Genomic DNA, 16,523 nt, shown 5'->3' with positions numbered 1-16,523 from the left:
GGGCCGGGGCGCCAAAGGCCGTAGGGCGCCGCCGCGCCCCACGGCCCGTCTACTTGAGCGTGATTCCGGTGGCCACGCAGGCGACGCCGTCCGGGACGCTCGACGTCTGCGTGGGCTCGCCGCTGGTCACGCCCTTGAAGAGGGCGCACACGTTCTTCGTCGTGCCGCCGATGAGGGTGGCGTTGGTGACCGTCGCGGTGTCGCCCAGGTTCGGGTTGATGCCGACCAAGGTCTTCAGCGGCGCGGTTACCGTGACGTCCGAGACCTCTACGTGGCGGGCGAACTGCTTCGAGCAGTTGCCGCACGAGCGGTACAGCTTGCCGATGTCGGCGGCCTGGAAGTTCCTGATGATGAACGTTCCGGGGCCGTTGTGCTGGAAGACCTTGTCGGAGGCGTGCATGGCGCCGCCGCCGGTGACTGCCATGGTCTGGGTCGCGGCGGTGCCCTTGAAGGTGGCGGCGTCCTCGCCCACGTCCAGCCACCACACGTTGCGCAGGGTGCAGCTGCCCTTGCAGTGCACGCCGTCGGCCGCGGGGGCGCCGATGATGACGTTCGCGAGGGTGGCGCCGTCGGCCAGCTCGAACAGCGGGTCCTGACCCTCGTCCTGGCCGCCGTCGCCCAGGGCGCCGCCGCCGATGAACTCGACGTTCCCGCCGTCGAAGGTTCCGCTCACCGGTTTGGTCGCGGTCAGCGTGGTGGTCCCGGTCGCCTTCGGCCAAGAGGCCGGCGAGACCGTCGAGGATCCGGAAGGGGAAGCGGTGGCAGGCCCGGAAGAGGAGGCGGTGACAGAAGACGAAGCGGTGGCGGTTGCGGACGACGAAGGGGTAGTGGTAGCGGAAGACGAAGTGGTGGCAGAGACGGAGGCGGACGGCCCGCTGGGTGACGCGGTCGGGGGTACGCCGTCAAGTGCCGTAACCGCGACGTCGTCGAAGGACGCCGCCGACCCCGTCGTCAGCAGCCCCACCCGGCCGGCGGTCAGGACGGTGCTCCCGCTACCCACGGAGACCCCGTCCACAAAACCACTGACCGTCCCGCCGGAGACGTCGACCCGCAGCGTGTGCCACCCGCCGGCTGCCGAAACGAGCGAGATCGACCCGAGAACGGTGACAGTGGACCCGCGCACCTCCTCGAGGCGAGCACCTCCGGGCACCAGCACGAGCCGATCGAACTGGTGAGCCCCGCCGGCTCTCGCCGCGATCCCGGCCGCCGCGCCCGGCCCGGTTAGAGAGACAGCCTTTACCGCGGCGGAGAAGGTGTAGTCCGTCCAGCCCGAGTCCCCGGCGAACTGCCGCGCCAGCGCACTCCCCGCATCGGACTGCCGCAAGACCTGGGTGCCGTCCGCGACGACGGCCCACGAGCCGCCCGACTTCGACCATCCGGACGAGTTCCCGTCCTCGAAGTCGTCGCTCAGCGAGGCGGCCGCGCTCCCCGCGAACGCGGTGGCGGTCACGCCCACCGCCGCCGCCACGACGACCGCGAAACCGCCGGCCACAACGGCCCGCCGCCGCCCATGGCGAGCCGGCGTCGATCGGGCCGAGCCCACCTTCGGCGTTCGCGCCGGCGTCGGCGGCGGCACTGGCGGCGTCGACCGCGTCGTCATCGGCTTTGCGTGCTTCATCCGTGCGCTCCTCCAGATCAACGTCGTACGTGATCTAGTGGTCGGACGGCGCGGAAAGGTTGCCCGAGAATCCGAGAAAGTTTGAGCTTGAACCCGACCCGACGTCAGGTCCTAGCGTTCGACGTGACCGCGAAGGGAGGGACGAATGACCGGACAGCGAGAGTGGCGGATCGGGGAGCTGGCCCGGGCCACCCGGGTGACCGTGCGGGCCCTGCACCACTACGACCGGCTGGGCCTGCTGCGGCCGTCGTCGCGGACGGCGGGCGGGCATCGGTGCTACACCGGCGACGACGTGCGCCGGCTGCACACGATTCTCGCGCTGCGCGGCTTCGGCCTCTCCTTGCGGGACATAGCGGCGGCCCTGGAGGCCGGCGGCGAGGATCCGCGCGAGATCCTTCGCCGTCAGCTCGCCGAGACCGAGGAGCGGATCCGCCAGGCCCAGCAGGTACGCGCGAGCCTGCGACGCCTGTTGGAGAGGGATCCGGAGCCGTCGCAGTTCGTCACTTTGATCGAGGAGATGGTCACGATGAGCCAGCCATTGACGCCCGAACAGGTCGAGGAGATGCAGCGGACCCGCCGGGAGTGGGCGGCCACGCTCAGCGAGGAGGAACTCGCCGAGATGAGCCGCAAGAGAGAAGAGGCGAGGGCCGCCATGTCGGAGGAGCAGCTCGCCGAGATGCAGCAGACCCGAGCTCGCCTGATGGGCCACTGAGAGAATGGGGCGCCCCAGCAAAAGGGGCGCCCCAGCAACAATTCAGCGCGACGCGCCGGCCCGCCGCTTGGTCCAGACGTCGAACGCGACCGCGGCCAGCAGAACGGCGCCCTTCACGAGCATGACCCGCTCGGACGGCGCACCGATCAGGCTCATGCCGTTGTTGATCACACCCATGATCAGGCCGCCGGTGATGGCGCCGACGACCTTGCCGACGCCGCCCTGCACCGCCGCGCCGCCGATGAAGGCGGCGGCGATGGCGTCCAGTTCGAACTGGTTGCCGGCGGTCGGGTTGGCCTGGTTGAGCCGTCCGGCGAAGATGATGCCGGCCAGCGCCGACAGCACCCCCATATTGACAAAAATCCAGAAAATAACGGACTTGACCTTCACGCCGGACAGCGTCGCGGCTTGCAGGTTGCCACCGACGGCGTAGATCTGGCGGCCGAACACGGATCGGTTGGCCAGCAGTGAGTAGCCGAGGACGAGGCCGGCCAGCAGGACGAGGACCCAGGGCAGGTTCCGGAACCGGGCGAGTTGGACGAGGACGAACATGATGACGACCGCGGCGACGACGATCTTGGCGATGAACACCCAGATCGGGTCGACGGCTTGGCCGTAGCGGGCCCGTCCGGCGCGGGTGCGCCATTGCGTCATGATCAGCCCGGCGACGGCGATCAGCCCGATCAGCAGGCTGAACAGGTCGGCGCCGCCGAGCGCGCCGAGGCCGATGTTGCCGAGGTAGCCGCCGGTGAAGCCGTTGGCCAGCGTGCGTACCGCGTCGGGGAACGGCCCGATGCCCCGGTTGCCCAGGATGGACAGCGTGATCGCCCGGAACAGCAGCATGCCGGCGAGCGTGACGATGAAGGCCGGGATCCCGAAGTACGCGACCCAGTAGCCCTGCCAGGCGCCGATCAACGCGCCGAACACCAGGGTGATGATCAGGGCAATCGGCCAGGCGATGTGGTTCTCGACCATGAGTACGGCGGAGACCGCGCCGCAGCAGGCGACGATGGAACCGACGGACAGGTCGATGTGCCCGGCGATGATCACCAGGATCATGCCGATCGCCAGGATCAGGATGTAGGAGTTCTGGACGATGATGTTGCTGATGTTCTGCGGCTGCAGCATGTCGCCGCCGGTGAGCACGGTGAACAGCAGCACGATCAGCGCGAACGCGATGTAGATGCCGCTCTGCCGCAGGTTGATCGAGAACCTGCGGCCGCTGCCGGCGGCGGAGGGCTCGCCCGGCGTCGGGTCGACGGCGAGGTCGGCGTTGGTGGGTGCGAGGCTCACTCGCCTGCCTCCTGTCCGGCGGTCATGAGGGTCATCAAGCCCTCCTGGGTGGCCTCGGCCCGGGGCACCTCACCGGTGATCCGGCCGGCCGAGAGGGTGTAGATACGGTCGCACAGCCCGAGCAGCTCGGGCAGCTCGCTGGAGATGACCAGCACCGCCTTGCCCTGGTCGGCGAGCCGGTTGATGATCGTGTAGATCTCGTACTTGGCGCCGACGTCGATGCCGCGGGTGGGCTCGTCGAGGATCAGCACGTCCGGATCGGTGAAGATCCACTTGGAGAGGACGACCTTCTGCTGGTTACCGCCGGAGAGCTTGCCGGTGATGCTCGAGACGCTGGGCGCCTTGATGTTCATCGACGTGCGGTAACCGTCGGCGACCTTGTATTCCTCGTTGTCGTCGACCCAGCCGCGGTGCGCCAGGCGGCCGAGGGCGGCGGCCGAGATGTTCCGCTTGATGTCCTCGATGAGGTTCAGTCCATAACGTTTGCGGTCCTCCGTGGCGTACGCGATGCCGTGTTTGATCGCGTCACGCACCGACCGCAAGCGGATCTCCTTGCCGTCCTTGAAGATCTTCCCGCTGATGTTCGCGCCGTAGGCGCGGCCGAACACGCTCATCGCCAGTTCGGTCCGACCCGCACCCATAAGTCCGGCAAGTCCGACAATTTCGCCACGTCGCAGCGTCAGCGAGGCGCGATCCACCAGCAGCCGCCCGTGCTGAGTCGGCGAATGGACGGTCCAGTCCTCGATACGGAAGATTTCCGAACCGACGGTAGAGACATGCGGCGGGAACCGATGATCAAGATCCCGGCCGACCATGCCGGAGATGATCTTGTCTTCGGTCAGGTCCGAGACCGGCGTGGTCGAGATCGTGCGACCGTCGCGCAGGATCGTCACGGTGTCGGCGATCGCGAGGACCTCGTTGAGCTTGTGCGAGATGATCACGCAGGTGATCCCCTCGTCGCGCAGCCCGCGCAGCAGCTCCAGCAGATGCGCCGAGTCCTCGTCGTTGAGAGCCGCGGTGGGCTCGTCCAAGATGAGCAGCCGCACCTCTTTGGACAGGGCTTTGGCGATCTCGACGAGTTGCTGTTTGCCGACGCCGAGGTCGAGGACCTGGGTGACCGGGTTCTCGTTCAACCCGACGCGGCGCAGCAGCTCGGCGGCGGCGTGGTTGGTTTTGTTCCAGTCGATGAAGCCCCTGGTGGCCTGTTCGTTGCCGAGGAAGATGTTCTCGGCGATCGACAGGTTGGAGGCGAGTGCGAGCTCCTGGTGGATGATCACGATGCCGCGGTGCTCGCTGTCGCGAATGCCGCCGAACCGGCAGGGCTCACCCTCGAAGGTGATCTCACCTTCGTAGTCGCCGTACGGGTAGACGCCGGAAAGCACCTTCATCAAGGTGGACTTCCCGGCGCCGTTCTCCCCGCAGATCGCGTGGATCTCGCCGCGGAGCACCTCCAAGTTCACGTCCGTCAGGGCCTTGACCCCGGGGAACGTCTTGGTGATGCCCCGCATCGAGAGGATGGTGTCGCTCATTACCCGAGCTGCGCCTGGGTGTAGTAGCCGCCGTCCACGAGGACCTTCTGGTAGTTGGTCTTGTCGACGATCACCGACTGCAGCAGCTGCGACGGGACGACCTTGTTGCCGTTGTCGTAGTCCGTGGTGTTGTTGACCTCGGGCTTCTGGCCCTTGAGCACGGCGTCGGCCATCGAGACGGTGGTCTTGGCCAGCTCGCGGGTGTCCTTGTAGATCGTGGAGTACTGCTCACCGCCGATGATGGACTTGACCGAGGCGAGCTCGGCGTCCTGGCCGGTGACGACCGGGTACTTCTGCGCGGCCGTACCGTAACCGTTGCTCTTGAGCGCGGAGAGGATGCCGATCGAAAGGCCGTCGTAGGGCGACAGAACGCCGTCGACCTTCGCGCCACCCTTGTAGGTGGAGGTCAGCAGGTCCTCCATCCGCTTCTGCGCGGTGGCCGGGTCCCAGCGCAGGATCGCGACGGTCTTGAAGTCGGTCTGCCCGCTCTTCACCGTGATCGTCTTGTCGTCGATGAACGGCTTGAGGATGCTCATCGCGCCGTTGAAGAAGAACGTCGCGTTGTTGTCATCCGGCGAGCCGGCGAACAGCTCGACGTTGAACGGGCCCTTCGCGGTGCCCTTCGACCCGTCCGCGTTGAGCACCTTCAGGCCGGTCAGCAGCGAGGTCGCCTGCTGCACGCCCACCTTGAAGTTGTCGAACGTGGCGTAGTAGTCCACGTTCGGGCTGTTGCGGATCAGGCGGTCGTAGGCGATGACCGGGATGTTGTTGGCCTTCGCGTTCTCCAACTGCGTGGTGATCGCGGTGCCGTCGATCGAGGCGATGATCAGCAGCTTGGCGCCCTTGGTGATCTGGTTGTCCAGCTGCTGGGTCTGGGTGGGGATGTCGTTCTCGGCGTACTGGAGGTCGACCTGGTAGCCGAGGGCCTCGAGCTGCTTCTTCAGGTTGTCACCGTCCGAGATCCACCGCTCGGAGGACTTGGTCGGCATGGTGACACCAATTAGAGCGCCCTTGGTGTCGCCACCCGAGGCCGCCTTGTCGGCGGTCTTCTCGCTCGAGCCACAGGCGGCGAGGGCGGCACTAAGGACGACGGCGGAGGCCACGGCCCCCATCCGGGAAAATCTCATTGCGCTTAACTCCTTCATCGGGGGCAGCGGCGTGGCGTCGAGTGTGAACGCTAACAATGACCGTGTCAACAGTTCCGGCAACGTCGGCGACATGTTGACGAAACTTCGTTGGCGGGTCGTTACACAGCCTTCAGAGGCCGAATTGTTATCGATAACAGACGGTGTTCGTCAGTCCAGCCAACCGAGACGGGCGACGTGGAACCCGAGCTGCATACGGGTGCGCCCGCCGGTCACTTCCATCAGATGTCGCACCCTGCGCTGGACCGTGCGTAACGACGTCCCTAGATGCGTCGCGACGGCCTCGTCGGTCAGCCCGGTCATCAGCAGGCTCACGATCCGAGCGTCCAGCGCGTCCAGCGCCGGTGTCCCCGCAACCGCGCTCGCCGTTCGCCATTCCGCTTCGAAAAGGGCGACAAGAGCAAGGAGCAGACCTCTTTCCCGTACGAGGAGAGCACCGGCCCCCGCCGTTTCGGGCACCTGGGCCAACGGCATCAGCGCGTGCTCCCGGTCGACGACGAGCAGTTTCACCGGCAACGAGTCCGCAATGCGGATCTGTTCGCCGGCCGCCCGCGCCGCCACGATCCGCTCGAAGGCGTCCGGTTCCTCGTCGAGCATCGCCCGCTCGAAGAGCACCCGATAGCGCACCCCGCGCGCGACCGCCGAGTCCTCCTCGACGTTCTCGGCGGCGGTGATGACCGCGATCGGCGCCTTCACCAGCGAGAGCACCTCCTCGCGCGCGCCCAGCTGCAGCCGCCCGAACATCTCCCGCACGGCCGCCGCGCCCTGGATCACGTCGACGACGCCGGGCGCCCCGCGGCGTAAAGCCGCCGCCCGGTACACCTCGTCGAGCACCCCGAGCTCGGCCTCGGCCCGCTGCAGCTCCTCGCGCCGCCGTCGCAGCGACTCCCGCAGCGTCGTGGCCGGTGGCGCCGCCACGAACCGGTCCGGATCGCCGAGGCTGCGCACGGCGAGACCGGCGCCCTCGAGCCCCGACAGAAGCAGTGAGGCGTGGCCGGCCGAGACCCGCAGCAGCGCCGCGAACTCGTCGGCGCCGGCCGACGGGACGGTGATCAGCGCGCGGTAGGCCGCCGATTCCTCGGCCCGCAGACCCAGCACATCCGGCTGCATCCCCGCCCCCGTCCCGCGTCGCGCCGCCACGAATGTCGAGGCAGTGTGGCGGATTTACGCCACGAACGGAAGCCGCCGTATCCGATCCGTTGCCGGGGAACGCGCCCGTGCCGGATTGTCGGTACCCCGCCCACGTCGAAGGATGCACATGCGACGATCCACGGCCCGCCTCGCCGTCCTCGCCGTCACCGCCGGCGTGGCCCTGACCGCCTCCGGCGGCACCCCCATCTGGGCCGCGCCGGCCACCGCCGCGACAGCCACCGCGGCCACGGCCACGGTCACGCTGATCACCGGTGACCGGGTGCGTGTCGAGGGCAACCGGGTCGCCACCGTCGAGCGCGGCCGGGCCTCCATCGGCGGCTTCCGGCAGGAGATGGTCGGCAGCCACCTGTATGTCATCCCCGACGAGGCCCTCCCCCTGCTGGCCGCCAACCGCCTCGACCGCCGGCTCTTCGACGTGACCGGCCTGATCGACCAGGGCTACAGCGACGCCAGCACCGCCACCGTCCCCGTCATCGCCGACCGTCCGCAGGCCGCCAATGCTCTGGCCGGAGTCCGCAAGGTCCGCGACCTCCCCAGCATCGGCGCGACCGCCCTGACCGTCGGAAAACGCGACGCCGCCACCTTCTGGTCAGATTTCGCCCGACGCCCCACCGCCAAGCTCTGGCTGGACGGCAAGGCTAGAGCGTCATTGGCCGACAGCACCGCCCAGATCGGCGCGCCCGAGGCGTGGGCCCGGGGCCTCACCGGCGATGGCGCGACCGTCGCCGTCCTCGACACCGGCGCCGACACCACCCACCCCGACCTGGCGGACCGCGTCAAGGAGGCCGTCTCCTTCGTTCCCGGCGAGGACGCCGGCGACCGTAACGGCCACGGCACCCACACCGCCTCGACCGTCGGCGGCAGCGGCGCCGCCTCCGACGGGCAGGAGAAGGGCGTGGCCCCCGGCGCCACCCTGCTCGTCGGCAAGGTGCTCGGCGACGACGGCTACGGCCAGGACTCCTGGATCATCGCCGGCATGGAGTGGGCCGCCGCGCACGCCGACGTCGTCAGCATGAGCCTCGGCAGCGCCGAGCCGTCCGACGGCACCGATCCCATGGCCGAGGCCGTCAACCGGCTCTCCGCCGACACCGGCGCCCTGTTCGTCGTGGCGGCCGGCAACAGCTACGCCGAACAGACCATCGGCAGCCCCGGCTCGGCCGACGCCGCGCTGACCGTCGCCGCGGTCGACGGGCAGGACCAGCGGGCCGACTTCTCCAGCCAGGGCCCGCGCTCCGGCGACGCCGCCCTCAAGCCCGACATCGCCGCGCCCGGCGTCGGCATCCTCGCCGCCCGCTCGCAGGCCACCCCGGGCGAGGGCTGGTACATCCCGATGGACGGCACCTCGATGGCCACCCCGCACGTGGCCGGCGCCGCCGCGATCCTGGCCGCTGCCCACCCGGCGTGGCGCGGCGACCAGATCAAGGACGCCCTGATGTCCTCGGCGAAGGCCCTGCCCGAGACGACCCCGTTCCAGGTCGGTACCGGCCGGCTCGACGTTCCGGCCGCGCTGGGCACGCTGCACGCCACCGGCAGCGCCTATCTCGGCTTCTTCGACTGGCCGCACGACGGCGACGACCCGGTGAGCAAGCCCATCACGTACGCGAATGACGGCGGGACGGCCGTGACGCTGCACCTCCAAGCGCAAGCACCCGCCCAGCTGAGCAGCCCGATTCTGATCGTGCCCGCCCAGGGCACGGCGAGCGTCACCGTGACCGCCGACCCCGACGACATCGACGGCGCGGGCCGCTTCACCGGCTTCGTGACGGCGACCGACGACGCCGGCGCGGTCCGGGCGCGCACCGCCATCGGCCTGGTCAAGGAGGACGAGCGGTACAACCTGCGGGTGACCGCCAAGGACCGTAAAGGCAAGGCCGCGGGCGGCTTCCTGACGCTTTACCGGTACGGGGACGAGTTCGCCCGCACCGTCGCCATCGACCCCGCCACCGGCGAATCGGCCGCGCTGCGCCTGCCGCCCGGCGACTACGACGCGACCTCGTGGCTGCCCGTCGACGACGGCGCCGGGGTGGCCCTGCTCGGCACGCCGCACCTGGTGCTCGACCGGAATCGCACACTGGCGCTGGACGCGCGGGCGGCCAACCCGATCACCGTGCGCACGCCGCGGCCGAGCGAGGACGCCTACCGCCGCGTGCAGTACTTCCGCGACTCGGGCATCGGCGGCATCTACGCGACTTTCCTCAACGCGTACACCGTGCCGTCCGATGTGGACCGTCTATATGCCGCTCCTACTGCCACGATTCCCGGCACCTACGAACTGCTTTCGCGCTGGAGCCGCCCCACCCCGGCGCTCGAGATCGGCGGCCTCGACCCGCTCTACCTGACCGGTTCGCCGAAGCTGGACGGGAAGTTCGCGCTGCGCGGTATCTACGCCGGCGACGGCGCCTCTTACCCAGCGGACGCGGCCGGCAAGGTGGCCGTGGTCCGGTGGAGCGCATCGGTGACCGCCGATCAGCGCGCGGCCGCGGCAACGGCCGCCCGGGTGGCGCTGCTCGTAGTGGTCAATGACGGTCCGGGGCGGCGGGCCGAGTGGGCCGGTCCGGTTCCGTCGGTGTCGGTCTCCGCGACCCAGGGACGCGGGTTGATCGCGGCGGCGCGGACCGGCCGGCTCACGCTGCGCGGCATCGGGCACGCCGCCCCCGCGTACGCCTATGAGCTTGTCTCCTCGTGGCCCGGGCGCGTGCCCACCCGGCTTTCCTACACACCGACCCGGCTCGCCCAGGTCGACCAGCGCTTCGTGCGCACCGGCGCCGCCACGACCGGCTACGACCTGCGCGCCGACTGCCGCTCCTACCAATGGCCGCCGTGCCTCGGCATCCCGCAGGAGCAACCGCTCGGCACCGCCCGCACCGACTATTACTCCACTCAGGACAGCACCGCCTGGTATCAGGGCGCCTTCCTCCCCGAGGGTCCCGAGCAGCGGCACGACCAGGTCACCTATCGTCCCGGCGCGCGCAGCGAGCGGGTCTGGTTCGGCCCGGTCACGCATCCCAAGCTCGGTCCCGGGTATTGGGGCCCGAACCGCCAGGGCGACTTCATGGCGGTGAGCGTGCCGGAGGCCGGCGGCCCCGCCGACATCACCGGCTCGATGAACGGGTCCGGCACCGTCACCTCCCGCCTGTACCAGAACGGGACCCTGGTAGGGCGGGAGGTGCCGGACTTCGCCATCCAGACCGAGGTGCCGCACGTCGACGGGCCGGCCGTCTACCGCTTCGAGCAGGACACCAGCCGGGACGAGACGTGGGGCACCTCGATCCGCACTCGTACACAATGGACGTTCCGCTCGTCCGACACCGACGAGCAGCTTTCGCTGCAACAGCTCGGCTTCGCCGTCGCCACCGATCTCACCGGCGCGCTGCCGGCTTGGCGACCTCAGACCATCGGCGTCGCGGCGCCGGGTGGGCGGGTCGTCTCTTTCCAGATCTCGTACGACGACGGAGCGTCCTGGCAATCGGCGCCGCTGGCCGCGGGCCGGGCGCTGCTGTCCCCGCATCGGCCCGGCTGGGTCTCGCTGCGCGCCACGGCGACGAACGCGAGCGGCGGCCAGGTCGTCCAGGAGGTGATCCGCGCCTACCGGCTGCGGTGACCCGGGGCGGCCGCGTCACGCGGGCGGCCGCCCCTCCCGGCACGCCTGAGCCCCGGCCCGGCCGTCCCATCCGGGTGCCGGGTCAGTCCCGCGGCCGCCCCTCCCCCGCTGCCATGTACCGGCCCGGGGTGGTGCCGAAGGCGGCGCGGAACGCCTCGATGAACGCGCTCGGGCTGCGATACCCGCAGTCGGCCGCGACCCGGGTGACGGGCAGCCCGGTGGCGAGCAGCTTGAGCGCGTGATGCAGGCGGAGCTGCCCCCGCCACTGCGGAAACGTGATCCCGGTCTGCTCGCGGAACAGCCGCGACAGCGTACGATCGGCGGCCCCCACCTGCCGGCCCAACTCCCCCAGCGTGCGCGGATCGGCCGGATCGCCGGCCAGGATCTCGCAGAGCCGCACCAGCCGCGGGTCGGTCGGCGTCGGCAGCCACAGCGGCAGCGCCTCGACCTCGCGCAGCTGCCACAGCGCCACCGCCTCGAGGTGATCGCGGTGCTCCGGTTCGAGCCCGTCGTTGTCGGTGAGCGCCCGGATCACCTCGCGCAGCAGCGGGCTCACCGCCAGCACCGTCGGCACGTCGACGGCGAGGGGGTTCACCGGCACGTCGAAGATCAGCGACCGCAGCTCGGTGGGCCCGTGCGCCCGATGCGAGTGCGCCACCCCGGCCGGGATCCAGACCGCCCGGTTCGGCGGCACCACCCACGCGCCGCGGCTGGTCGAGACCTGCAGGACGCCGCGAATCGGATACGCCAGCTGATGCACCGCGTGGTCGTGCCACTCGATCCGCTCCCGGTGGATCAGCCGCACCGTCGTGGGGCTGACCAGCGTCCGGCGGGTTACCGACATAACTCGGCAGAATATCGGAAGCCCGCATCCCGGATTGTCGCGAGGCTGGCGGCATGACCCGCAGAATCTGGCTCTGGGCCGGCGCGCACGCCGTCGACGACCTCTATCAGGGCCTCGTTCCCGCCACCCTGCCGTACTTCGTCCTCGACCACCGGTACAGCTACGTCGCCGCCTCCGGCCTCACCCTCGCGGCGGCGCTGGGCAGCTCGGTGCCGCAGCCGTTCATCGGCATGCTCGCCGACCGCTACCGCCTCGGCTGGCTGGCCGCGGCCGGGGTCGCGCTGGCCGGCCTCGGGCTCGGGCTGTCCGGCCTGGCCGGCGGCTATCCGGCGGTCTGGTCGCTGATCCTGCTCTCCGGCCTGGGCGTGGCGATGTTCCATCCCGCGGCCGGCAAGGCGGCCCGCGAGGTGGCCGGCGACAGCACCACCGCGATGAGCGTCTTCGCGGCCGGCGGCAGCGTCGGCTTCTTCCTCGCCCCGGTGCTGGCCACCCCCGCCCTGGTCGCCTGGGGAGTCCCGGCCACCGCGCTGTTCATCCCGCCGGCCGTCCTCATCGCCTTCGTCCTGCTGCGCGGGCACCGCCGCCACCTCGCCGCCACCGCCGGCAAGGCGCTTCGTCGAGGCGCCGACCAGTGGCGGCCGTTCTTCGCCCTGACCGGCATCGAGGTGGTCCGCTCGGCCGCGTTCTTCGGCGTGAACACGTTCATCGAGCTCTACTGGATCCGTCACCTGCACGCCTCCCGCGGCCTGGCCGGCGCCGCCCTGGCCGTCTTCCTGGTCGGCGGCGTGCTCGGCACCCTGGCCGGCGGCCGCATCGCCGACCGCATCGGCGCCGTCCGCACCGTGCAGCTGGGCGCGCTGGCCGCGGTCCCGATGCTGATCGCCCTGCGCCTCTCCGGCGGCACGATCGCGCCGCTGCTCTTCGCCGCGCTGGTCGGCGTGGCCCTGAACATCCCGTTCGCGGTCCTGGTCAAGCTCGGCCAGGACTACCTGCCCGGCCGCCCCGGCACCGCGGCGGGCGTCACGCTCGGCCTGGGCGTGAGCATCGGCGGTCTCTTCGCCCCGCTGCTGGGTTTGGCCGCCCAGCACTACGGTCCACAGGGCGTCTTCGCCATCCTGTGCGCCGCGCCACTGGCCGCCTGGGCGCTCGGCCTGCTGCTCACCGAGCCCCGCGCGATCCTCACCGCAGCCGCCCTCCCCGCCACCACGGACTGACCCGAGCCAGGGAACGCACCGCACGCGATGCCCGGCTCACCCCGGCGCCCCGCGCGATGCCCGGCGCCCCGCGCGATGCCCGGCGCGGCCGCGCGCTAGCTCGCCGCCATCTGCACCCGGATCGTCGTGCCGGACGGGCTGGTGTGCATGCGCACCAGGTCGCACAGCTGGTTGACCAGCAGCAATCCCCGGCCGCACGGGCTCAGCGGCGGCGGCAGCCGTCGTCCCGCGAGCGGGTCGGTGATGTGGCCCCGGTCCTCGACCTGGCAGACGATGCGGCCGGGCTCGTTCCAGACCGTGATGCGGCCCGGCCCGCCGGCGTGCTTGATGGTGTTTGTCGCCAGCTCGTGCATCGCCAGCACCATGCCCTGCGTGCGGTCGGCGTCGAGCACCGAGGCCGCGCGCCGGCGCACGAACGAGCGCACCGCCGACAGGTCGGGCAGGCCCTCGTAGCCGACCGACTCGGCCTCGTCCGGCGGCGGCGCCAGCGGCGCGTTGACCGCCTCGGCCGTGGCGACCGGGTCGCCGTCGTACGAGGGGCTCGGCATCCGCTCGCCCTCCGAGATCATCACCGGATGGGTGCGCCAGGCGTCGTGGATCGTCGCCGGGTCGAGGGCCACCTCGTCGTACGTGCACAGGATGCTCGCGTCGGCGCCCGCGAACGCCGCGTTGATCAGCGCCTCGTGCTGGGCGCAGGCGGGCCGCTCGTCCTCGGTGCGCCCGGCCCAGACCGGCTCGCCGACGATCGACACCCGGCGGCCGGCGTGCGCGGCGGCGAACGGCAACAGCATCGACGGCAGGATCCGTCCCGGGTTGCGGCCGGCCGTCTCCATGTCGGCGAACACCACCTGGTCGCCGATCCCGTCGAGCGCGTCGCGCAGCATGTCGAGGCGGTCGCCCGGAACAGCGACCAGCACCGGGTCGCCGGCCTCGACCGCGGCGCGGACGAACGACACGGTGCCGGCGAGGAAGCCGCCGGACTCGCGGTAGAGCAGCCCGGGATGCTCGAACGGGGTCATCCGGGCACCACCGTCAGGCCGGCCACACTGTCGGCGCCGTGGAACGCGAGCAGCTTGCGCAGCGGCGGGGAGCAGCCGACCAGCCGCAGCGGCCCTTCCGCCGCCGCGTCGACCAGGATGCGGGCCGCGGCAGTGTCGGCGAAGGTCAGGCCGGAGACGTCGACGGTGGCGGCCGGCGCGCCGTCGAAGAGGTGCCCGATCACCGCCCGCAGCGCATCGCGGTTGGACAGGTCGACCTCGCCGGCCAGGCGCACGCCGTACGGGTCCCGGGTGCGCCTCGCCCGCAGCGACGACTCCGGCTCGAAGGGGGCGCGCATGCCCGCCGCCCCCGGATGGGCGAAGCCGAGCCGCCGCAGCTGCAGCGGATCGAAGCGACGCCGGTCGTACGCGCATACCCCCGCCACGTACCCCTCCATGAAGACCGTGTTGACCTCCGCCTCGTACCAGGGGAGGTGCTCGGCGCCGGGAATCCGCCGGCTGGCCCAGGTCATGTCGCCGACGACGCGGATGCCCGGGTATCCCTCGGCGCGCGCCCGCGCCACCTCGGCGTGCCACAGCTTGATCGAGACCGCGGGGTCGAAGACGCCGCCGGCCAGGTAGCTCGACTCGGCGGTCACCGCGCGCAGCAGGCCCTCGTCGAGGGCGACCCGGGTGCCGACGCCGTGGCGCTCCAGCCCCTCGAGGACCGCCTCGGGATCGTCGCCGCTGTAGATGACGCGGTGGCGGGCGAGCAGACCGGCGCGGACGAAGGCGGCGATCGCCTCCAGCCGGGTGGCGTCGTCGTCGACTGTCCAGCAGACGTGATCGCCGAGGGCAACCTTGTCGAGGAGCGGTAACCCGCCCACGAGTCTCCCCATTCTGATGGTGATGGGTGGCGGGGTGCGGATTCACGGTACCCACAACACTGTGCGACGGCGCTACCCCGCGAGGGTGACATCCTTGCCCAGCAGCACGCGATCCCGGCCGGCCGCCTTCGCCTGGTACAGCGCCTCGTCGGCCCGGCGGACCAGCTCGTCGGCGCTCTCGTGCCCGTCCCACTCGGCGAGCCCGGCCGAGAACGTCTGCCCGCGCGGGGTGACCGGCCGCAGGCGGGACACGATGGCGAGGGCCTCCTCGGCGGGCAGGCCGCAGATGATCACGCCGAACTCCTCGCCCCCGTAGCGGGCCAGCACGTCGACTTCGCGGAGCTCCGCGCGCCAGGTCGCCGCCGCCTCCTTGAGCAGCAGGTCACCCGCCTGATGCCCGTACGCGTCATTGAATCGCTTGAAAAAATCGAGATCGATCAGGCCGGCCACGACGGGCTCGCCCGAACGCCGGGCCCGCGCGAGGGTCCGGGTCAGCGCCTCGTCCCACGACCGGCGGTTGGGCACGCCGGTGAGGCCGTCGAGACTGGCGAGCGCCTCGAGCAGCCGCGCCTGCCGGTGCACCCGGTTCAGCAGGAGCTTCATCCGGGCCACCACCAGCAGGAACAGAATCGTGCTGCCGACCGCCACGGCCAGCCAGTCGATCCGGGTGCGGTCGATCAGGCCCTGGATCGCGAGCACGACCGGCGCGAGCAGCGAGGCCGCCGCGAGCAGGGTGAGCCGTGGCGTGGAGAGCGCGCCGACCTCTCGCGGCGCGGCCGGCTCGTCGACGCGCGCGGCCGAGGGATGCAGCAGCGCCGCCGTCGTGAGGAGGTAGGTGAGGATCCAGCCGGAGTCCAGCCACGGGAAGTCGGCGCCGGTGATCGAGGTCGCGCTGAACGAGACGTCGGAGACCAGGCGGGTGCCCTGCGCGATGATCAACATCAGGTGGGCGGCGGGCAGCCGCCGCGATCCGGGCGTCGTGACCAGCCGCGCGGTCATCACGATCAAGAGCACATCGAAGATCGGGTACGCGAGCGAGACGAGCTGATCGCCGAGCCCGGCGTGATCGAGCCCACTGACCGGCCTGACCACGAACGTCCACGCGGGCAGGGCCAGAGCCGTCGAGACGATCGCCGCGTCGATCAGGCCCACGCGGTCCCGCCCGCGGGTGCGCCCGCGCACCAGCATCGCCAGCCCGGCCACGGTCAGCGGGTAGGAGAGCAGGTAGAAGACGTCGGCAACGCTCGGATACGCGTCGACGTGCATCACGTTGGTGAGCACGTCGTAGATCAGGTCGCCGAGGACCGACGCGCCGGTGCCGGCGGCCAGAAACAGCCACATGCGCGACTGTGGGGGCCGCCGGCGGCGGATCGCCACCAGCATCACCAGGAAGGTGAGCGCGCCGACGCCCTCGAAGCCGATGCCCGCGACGAGCGACCCGCCGGGCAGCCAGGGGTAGCACAGCGCCACCGGCACGCCCAGCACGAGCCACCAGAGCCAGGCGCGCCGCGACATGCCGGTGTGATCGGCACGGTTTGTGCAGATCTAAGG

General features: G+C 70.9%; 12 protein-coding genes. 3 read left to right on the top strand and 9 right to left on the bottom strand.

The genetic code is table 11. From position 1 onward, the window contains the following. Positions 1-49: 49 nt before the first annotated feature. On the bottom strand, positions 50-1,618 hold the full coding sequence (locus ACQPZX_RS21665) for a pectate lyase (RefSeq protein ID WP_433383554.1): 1,569 nt from the start codon (positions 1,616-1,618) through the stop codon (positions 50-52). A 145-nt stretch (positions 1,619-1,763) separates the two neighbouring features. Here ACQPZX_RS21665 and ACQPZX_RS21660 point away from each other — a divergent pair, with 145 nt between their 5' ends. Then, a complete protein-coding gene (locus ACQPZX_RS21660; RefSeq protein WP_433383552.1) occupies positions 1,764-2,330 on the top strand; it encodes a MerR family transcriptional regulator in 567 nt (188 codons plus the stop codon). A 42-nt stretch (positions 2,331-2,372) separates the two neighbouring features. On the opposite strand, the gene mmsB is transcribed toward ACQPZX_RS21660, so the two are convergent. The 4 genes from mmsB to ACQPZX_RS21640 all read right to left on the bottom strand — a co-directional run bounded on the left by mmsB (position 2,373) and on the right by ACQPZX_RS21640 (position 7,407). After that, entirely contained in the window at positions 2,373-3,623 is a 1,251-nt protein-coding gene (gene mmsB / locus ACQPZX_RS21655; RefSeq protein ID WP_433383550.1) for a multiple monosaccharide ABC transporter permease, read from the bottom strand. Beyond that, complete coding sequence (gene mmsA, locus ACQPZX_RS21650; RefSeq protein ID WP_433383548.1) at positions 3,620-5,152, bottom strand: multiple monosaccharide ABC transporter ATP-binding protein; 1,533 nt, start codon at positions 5,150-5,152, stop codon at positions 3,620-3,622. The genes mmsB and mmsA overlap by 4 nt, the downstream gene beginning before the upstream one ends. Next, on the bottom strand, positions 5,152-6,279 hold the full coding sequence (gene chvE / locus ACQPZX_RS21645) for a multiple monosaccharide ABC transporter substrate-binding protein (RefSeq protein ID WP_433383546.1): 1,128 nt from the start codon (positions 6,277-6,279) through the stop codon (positions 5,152-5,154). Before chvE ends, mmsA begins: the two co-directional genes overlap by 1 nt. A gap of 168 nt (positions 6,280-6,447) precedes the next feature. Beyond that, entirely contained in the window at positions 6,448-7,407 is a 960-nt protein-coding gene (locus tag ACQPZX_RS21640) for a TrmB family transcriptional regulator (protein WP_433383544.1), read from the bottom strand. A gap of 148 nt (positions 7,408-7,555) precedes the next feature. Between ACQPZX_RS21640 and ACQPZX_RS21635 the strand changes: the two genes are divergently transcribed. Continuing rightward, complete coding sequence (locus ACQPZX_RS21635; RefSeq protein WP_433383542.1) at positions 7,556-11,050, top strand: S8 family serine peptidase; 3,495 nt, start codon at positions 7,556-7,558, stop codon at positions 11,048-11,050. Positions 11,051-11,132: 82 nt separating this feature from the next. Here the strand turns inward: ACQPZX_RS21635 and ACQPZX_RS21630 are convergent, their stop codons facing one another. Continuing rightward, entirely contained in the window at positions 11,133-11,894 is a 762-nt protein-coding gene (locus tag ACQPZX_RS21630) for an AraC family transcriptional regulator (protein WP_433383540.1), read from the bottom strand. Positions 11,895-11,947: 53 nt separating this feature from the next. Here ACQPZX_RS21630 and ACQPZX_RS21625 point away from each other — a divergent pair, with 53 nt between their 5' ends. Continuing rightward, positions 11,948-13,108 (top strand): MFS transporter, encoded by a 1,161-nt coding sequence (locus ACQPZX_RS21625; protein WP_433383538.1) that lies wholly within the window; start codon positions 11,948-11,950, stop codon positions 13,106-13,108. 95 nt (positions 13,109-13,203) lie between these two features. Here ACQPZX_RS21625 and ACQPZX_RS21620 read toward each other — a convergent pair whose 3' ends face one another. From ACQPZX_RS21620 to ACQPZX_RS21610, 3 genes are all read right to left on the bottom strand, one after another. Further along, entirely contained in the window at positions 13,204-14,127 is a 924-nt protein-coding gene (locus tag ACQPZX_RS21620; protein WP_433383536.1) for an anti-sigma factor RsbA family regulatory protein, read from the bottom strand. Further along, on the bottom strand, positions 14,124-14,972 hold the full coding sequence (locus ACQPZX_RS21615) for an MEDS domain-containing protein (RefSeq protein WP_433383534.1): 849 nt from the start codon (positions 14,970-14,972) through the stop codon (positions 14,124-14,126). The genes ACQPZX_RS21620 and ACQPZX_RS21615 overlap by 4 nt, the downstream gene beginning before the upstream one ends. Positions 14,973-15,044: 72 nt before the next feature. Then, on the bottom strand, positions 15,045-16,487 hold the full coding sequence (locus ACQPZX_RS21610; protein ID WP_433383532.1) for a diguanylate cyclase: 1,443 nt from the start codon (positions 16,485-16,487) through the stop codon (positions 15,045-15,047). Positions 16,488-16,523: the final 36 nt, after the last annotated feature.

Origin of the sequence: Actinoplanes sp. CA-142083 (genome assembly GCF_050942195.1) — a bacterium.
In the GTDB taxonomy this organism is placed as follows: Bacteria; Actinomycetota; Actinomycetes; order Mycobacteriales; family Micromonosporaceae; genus Actinoplanes.
This window is presented reverse-complemented; position numbering and strand designations above follow the sequence as displayed.

Bases quoted from the DNA above. Each gene is read 5' to 3' on its own strand.
- ACQPZX_RS21665 (WP_433383554.1), bottom strand. From the start codon at position 1,618: ATGAAGCACGCAAAGCCGATGACGACGCGGTCGACGCCGCCAGTGCCG.
- ACQPZX_RS21610 (WP_433383532.1), bottom strand. From the start codon at position 16,487: ATGTCGCGGCGCGCCTGGCTCTGGTGGCTCGTGCTGGGCGTGCCGGTG.
- ACQPZX_RS21625 (WP_433383538.1), top strand. From the start codon at position 11,948: ATGACCCGCAGAATCTGGCTCTGGGCCGGCGCGCACGCCGTCGACGAC.
- ACQPZX_RS21660 (WP_433383552.1), top strand. From the start codon at position 1,764: ATGACCGGACAGCGAGAGTGGCGGATCGGGGAGCTGGCCCGGGCCACC.
- chvE (WP_433383546.1), bottom strand. From the start codon at position 6,279: ATGAGATTTTCCCGGATGGGGGCCGTGGCCTCCGCCGTCGTCCTTAGT.
- mmsA (WP_433383548.1), bottom strand. From the start codon at position 5,152: ATGAGCGACACCATCCTCTCGATGCGGGGCATCACCAAGACGTTCCCC.
- ACQPZX_RS21630 (WP_433383540.1), bottom strand. From the start codon at position 11,894: ATGTCGGTAACCCGCCGGACGCTGGTCAGCCCCACGACGGTGCGGCTG.
- ACQPZX_RS21620 (WP_433383536.1), bottom strand. From the start codon at position 14,127: ATGACCCCGTTCGAGCATCCCGGGCTGCTCTACCGCGAGTCCGGCGGC.
- ACQPZX_RS21640 (WP_433383544.1), bottom strand. From the start codon at position 7,407: ATGCAGCCGGATGTGCTGGGTCTGCGGGCCGAGGAATCGGCGGCCTAC.
- ACQPZX_RS21635 (WP_433383542.1), top strand. From the start codon at position 7,556: ATGCGACGATCCACGGCCCGCCTCGCCGTCCTCGCCGTCACCGCCGGC.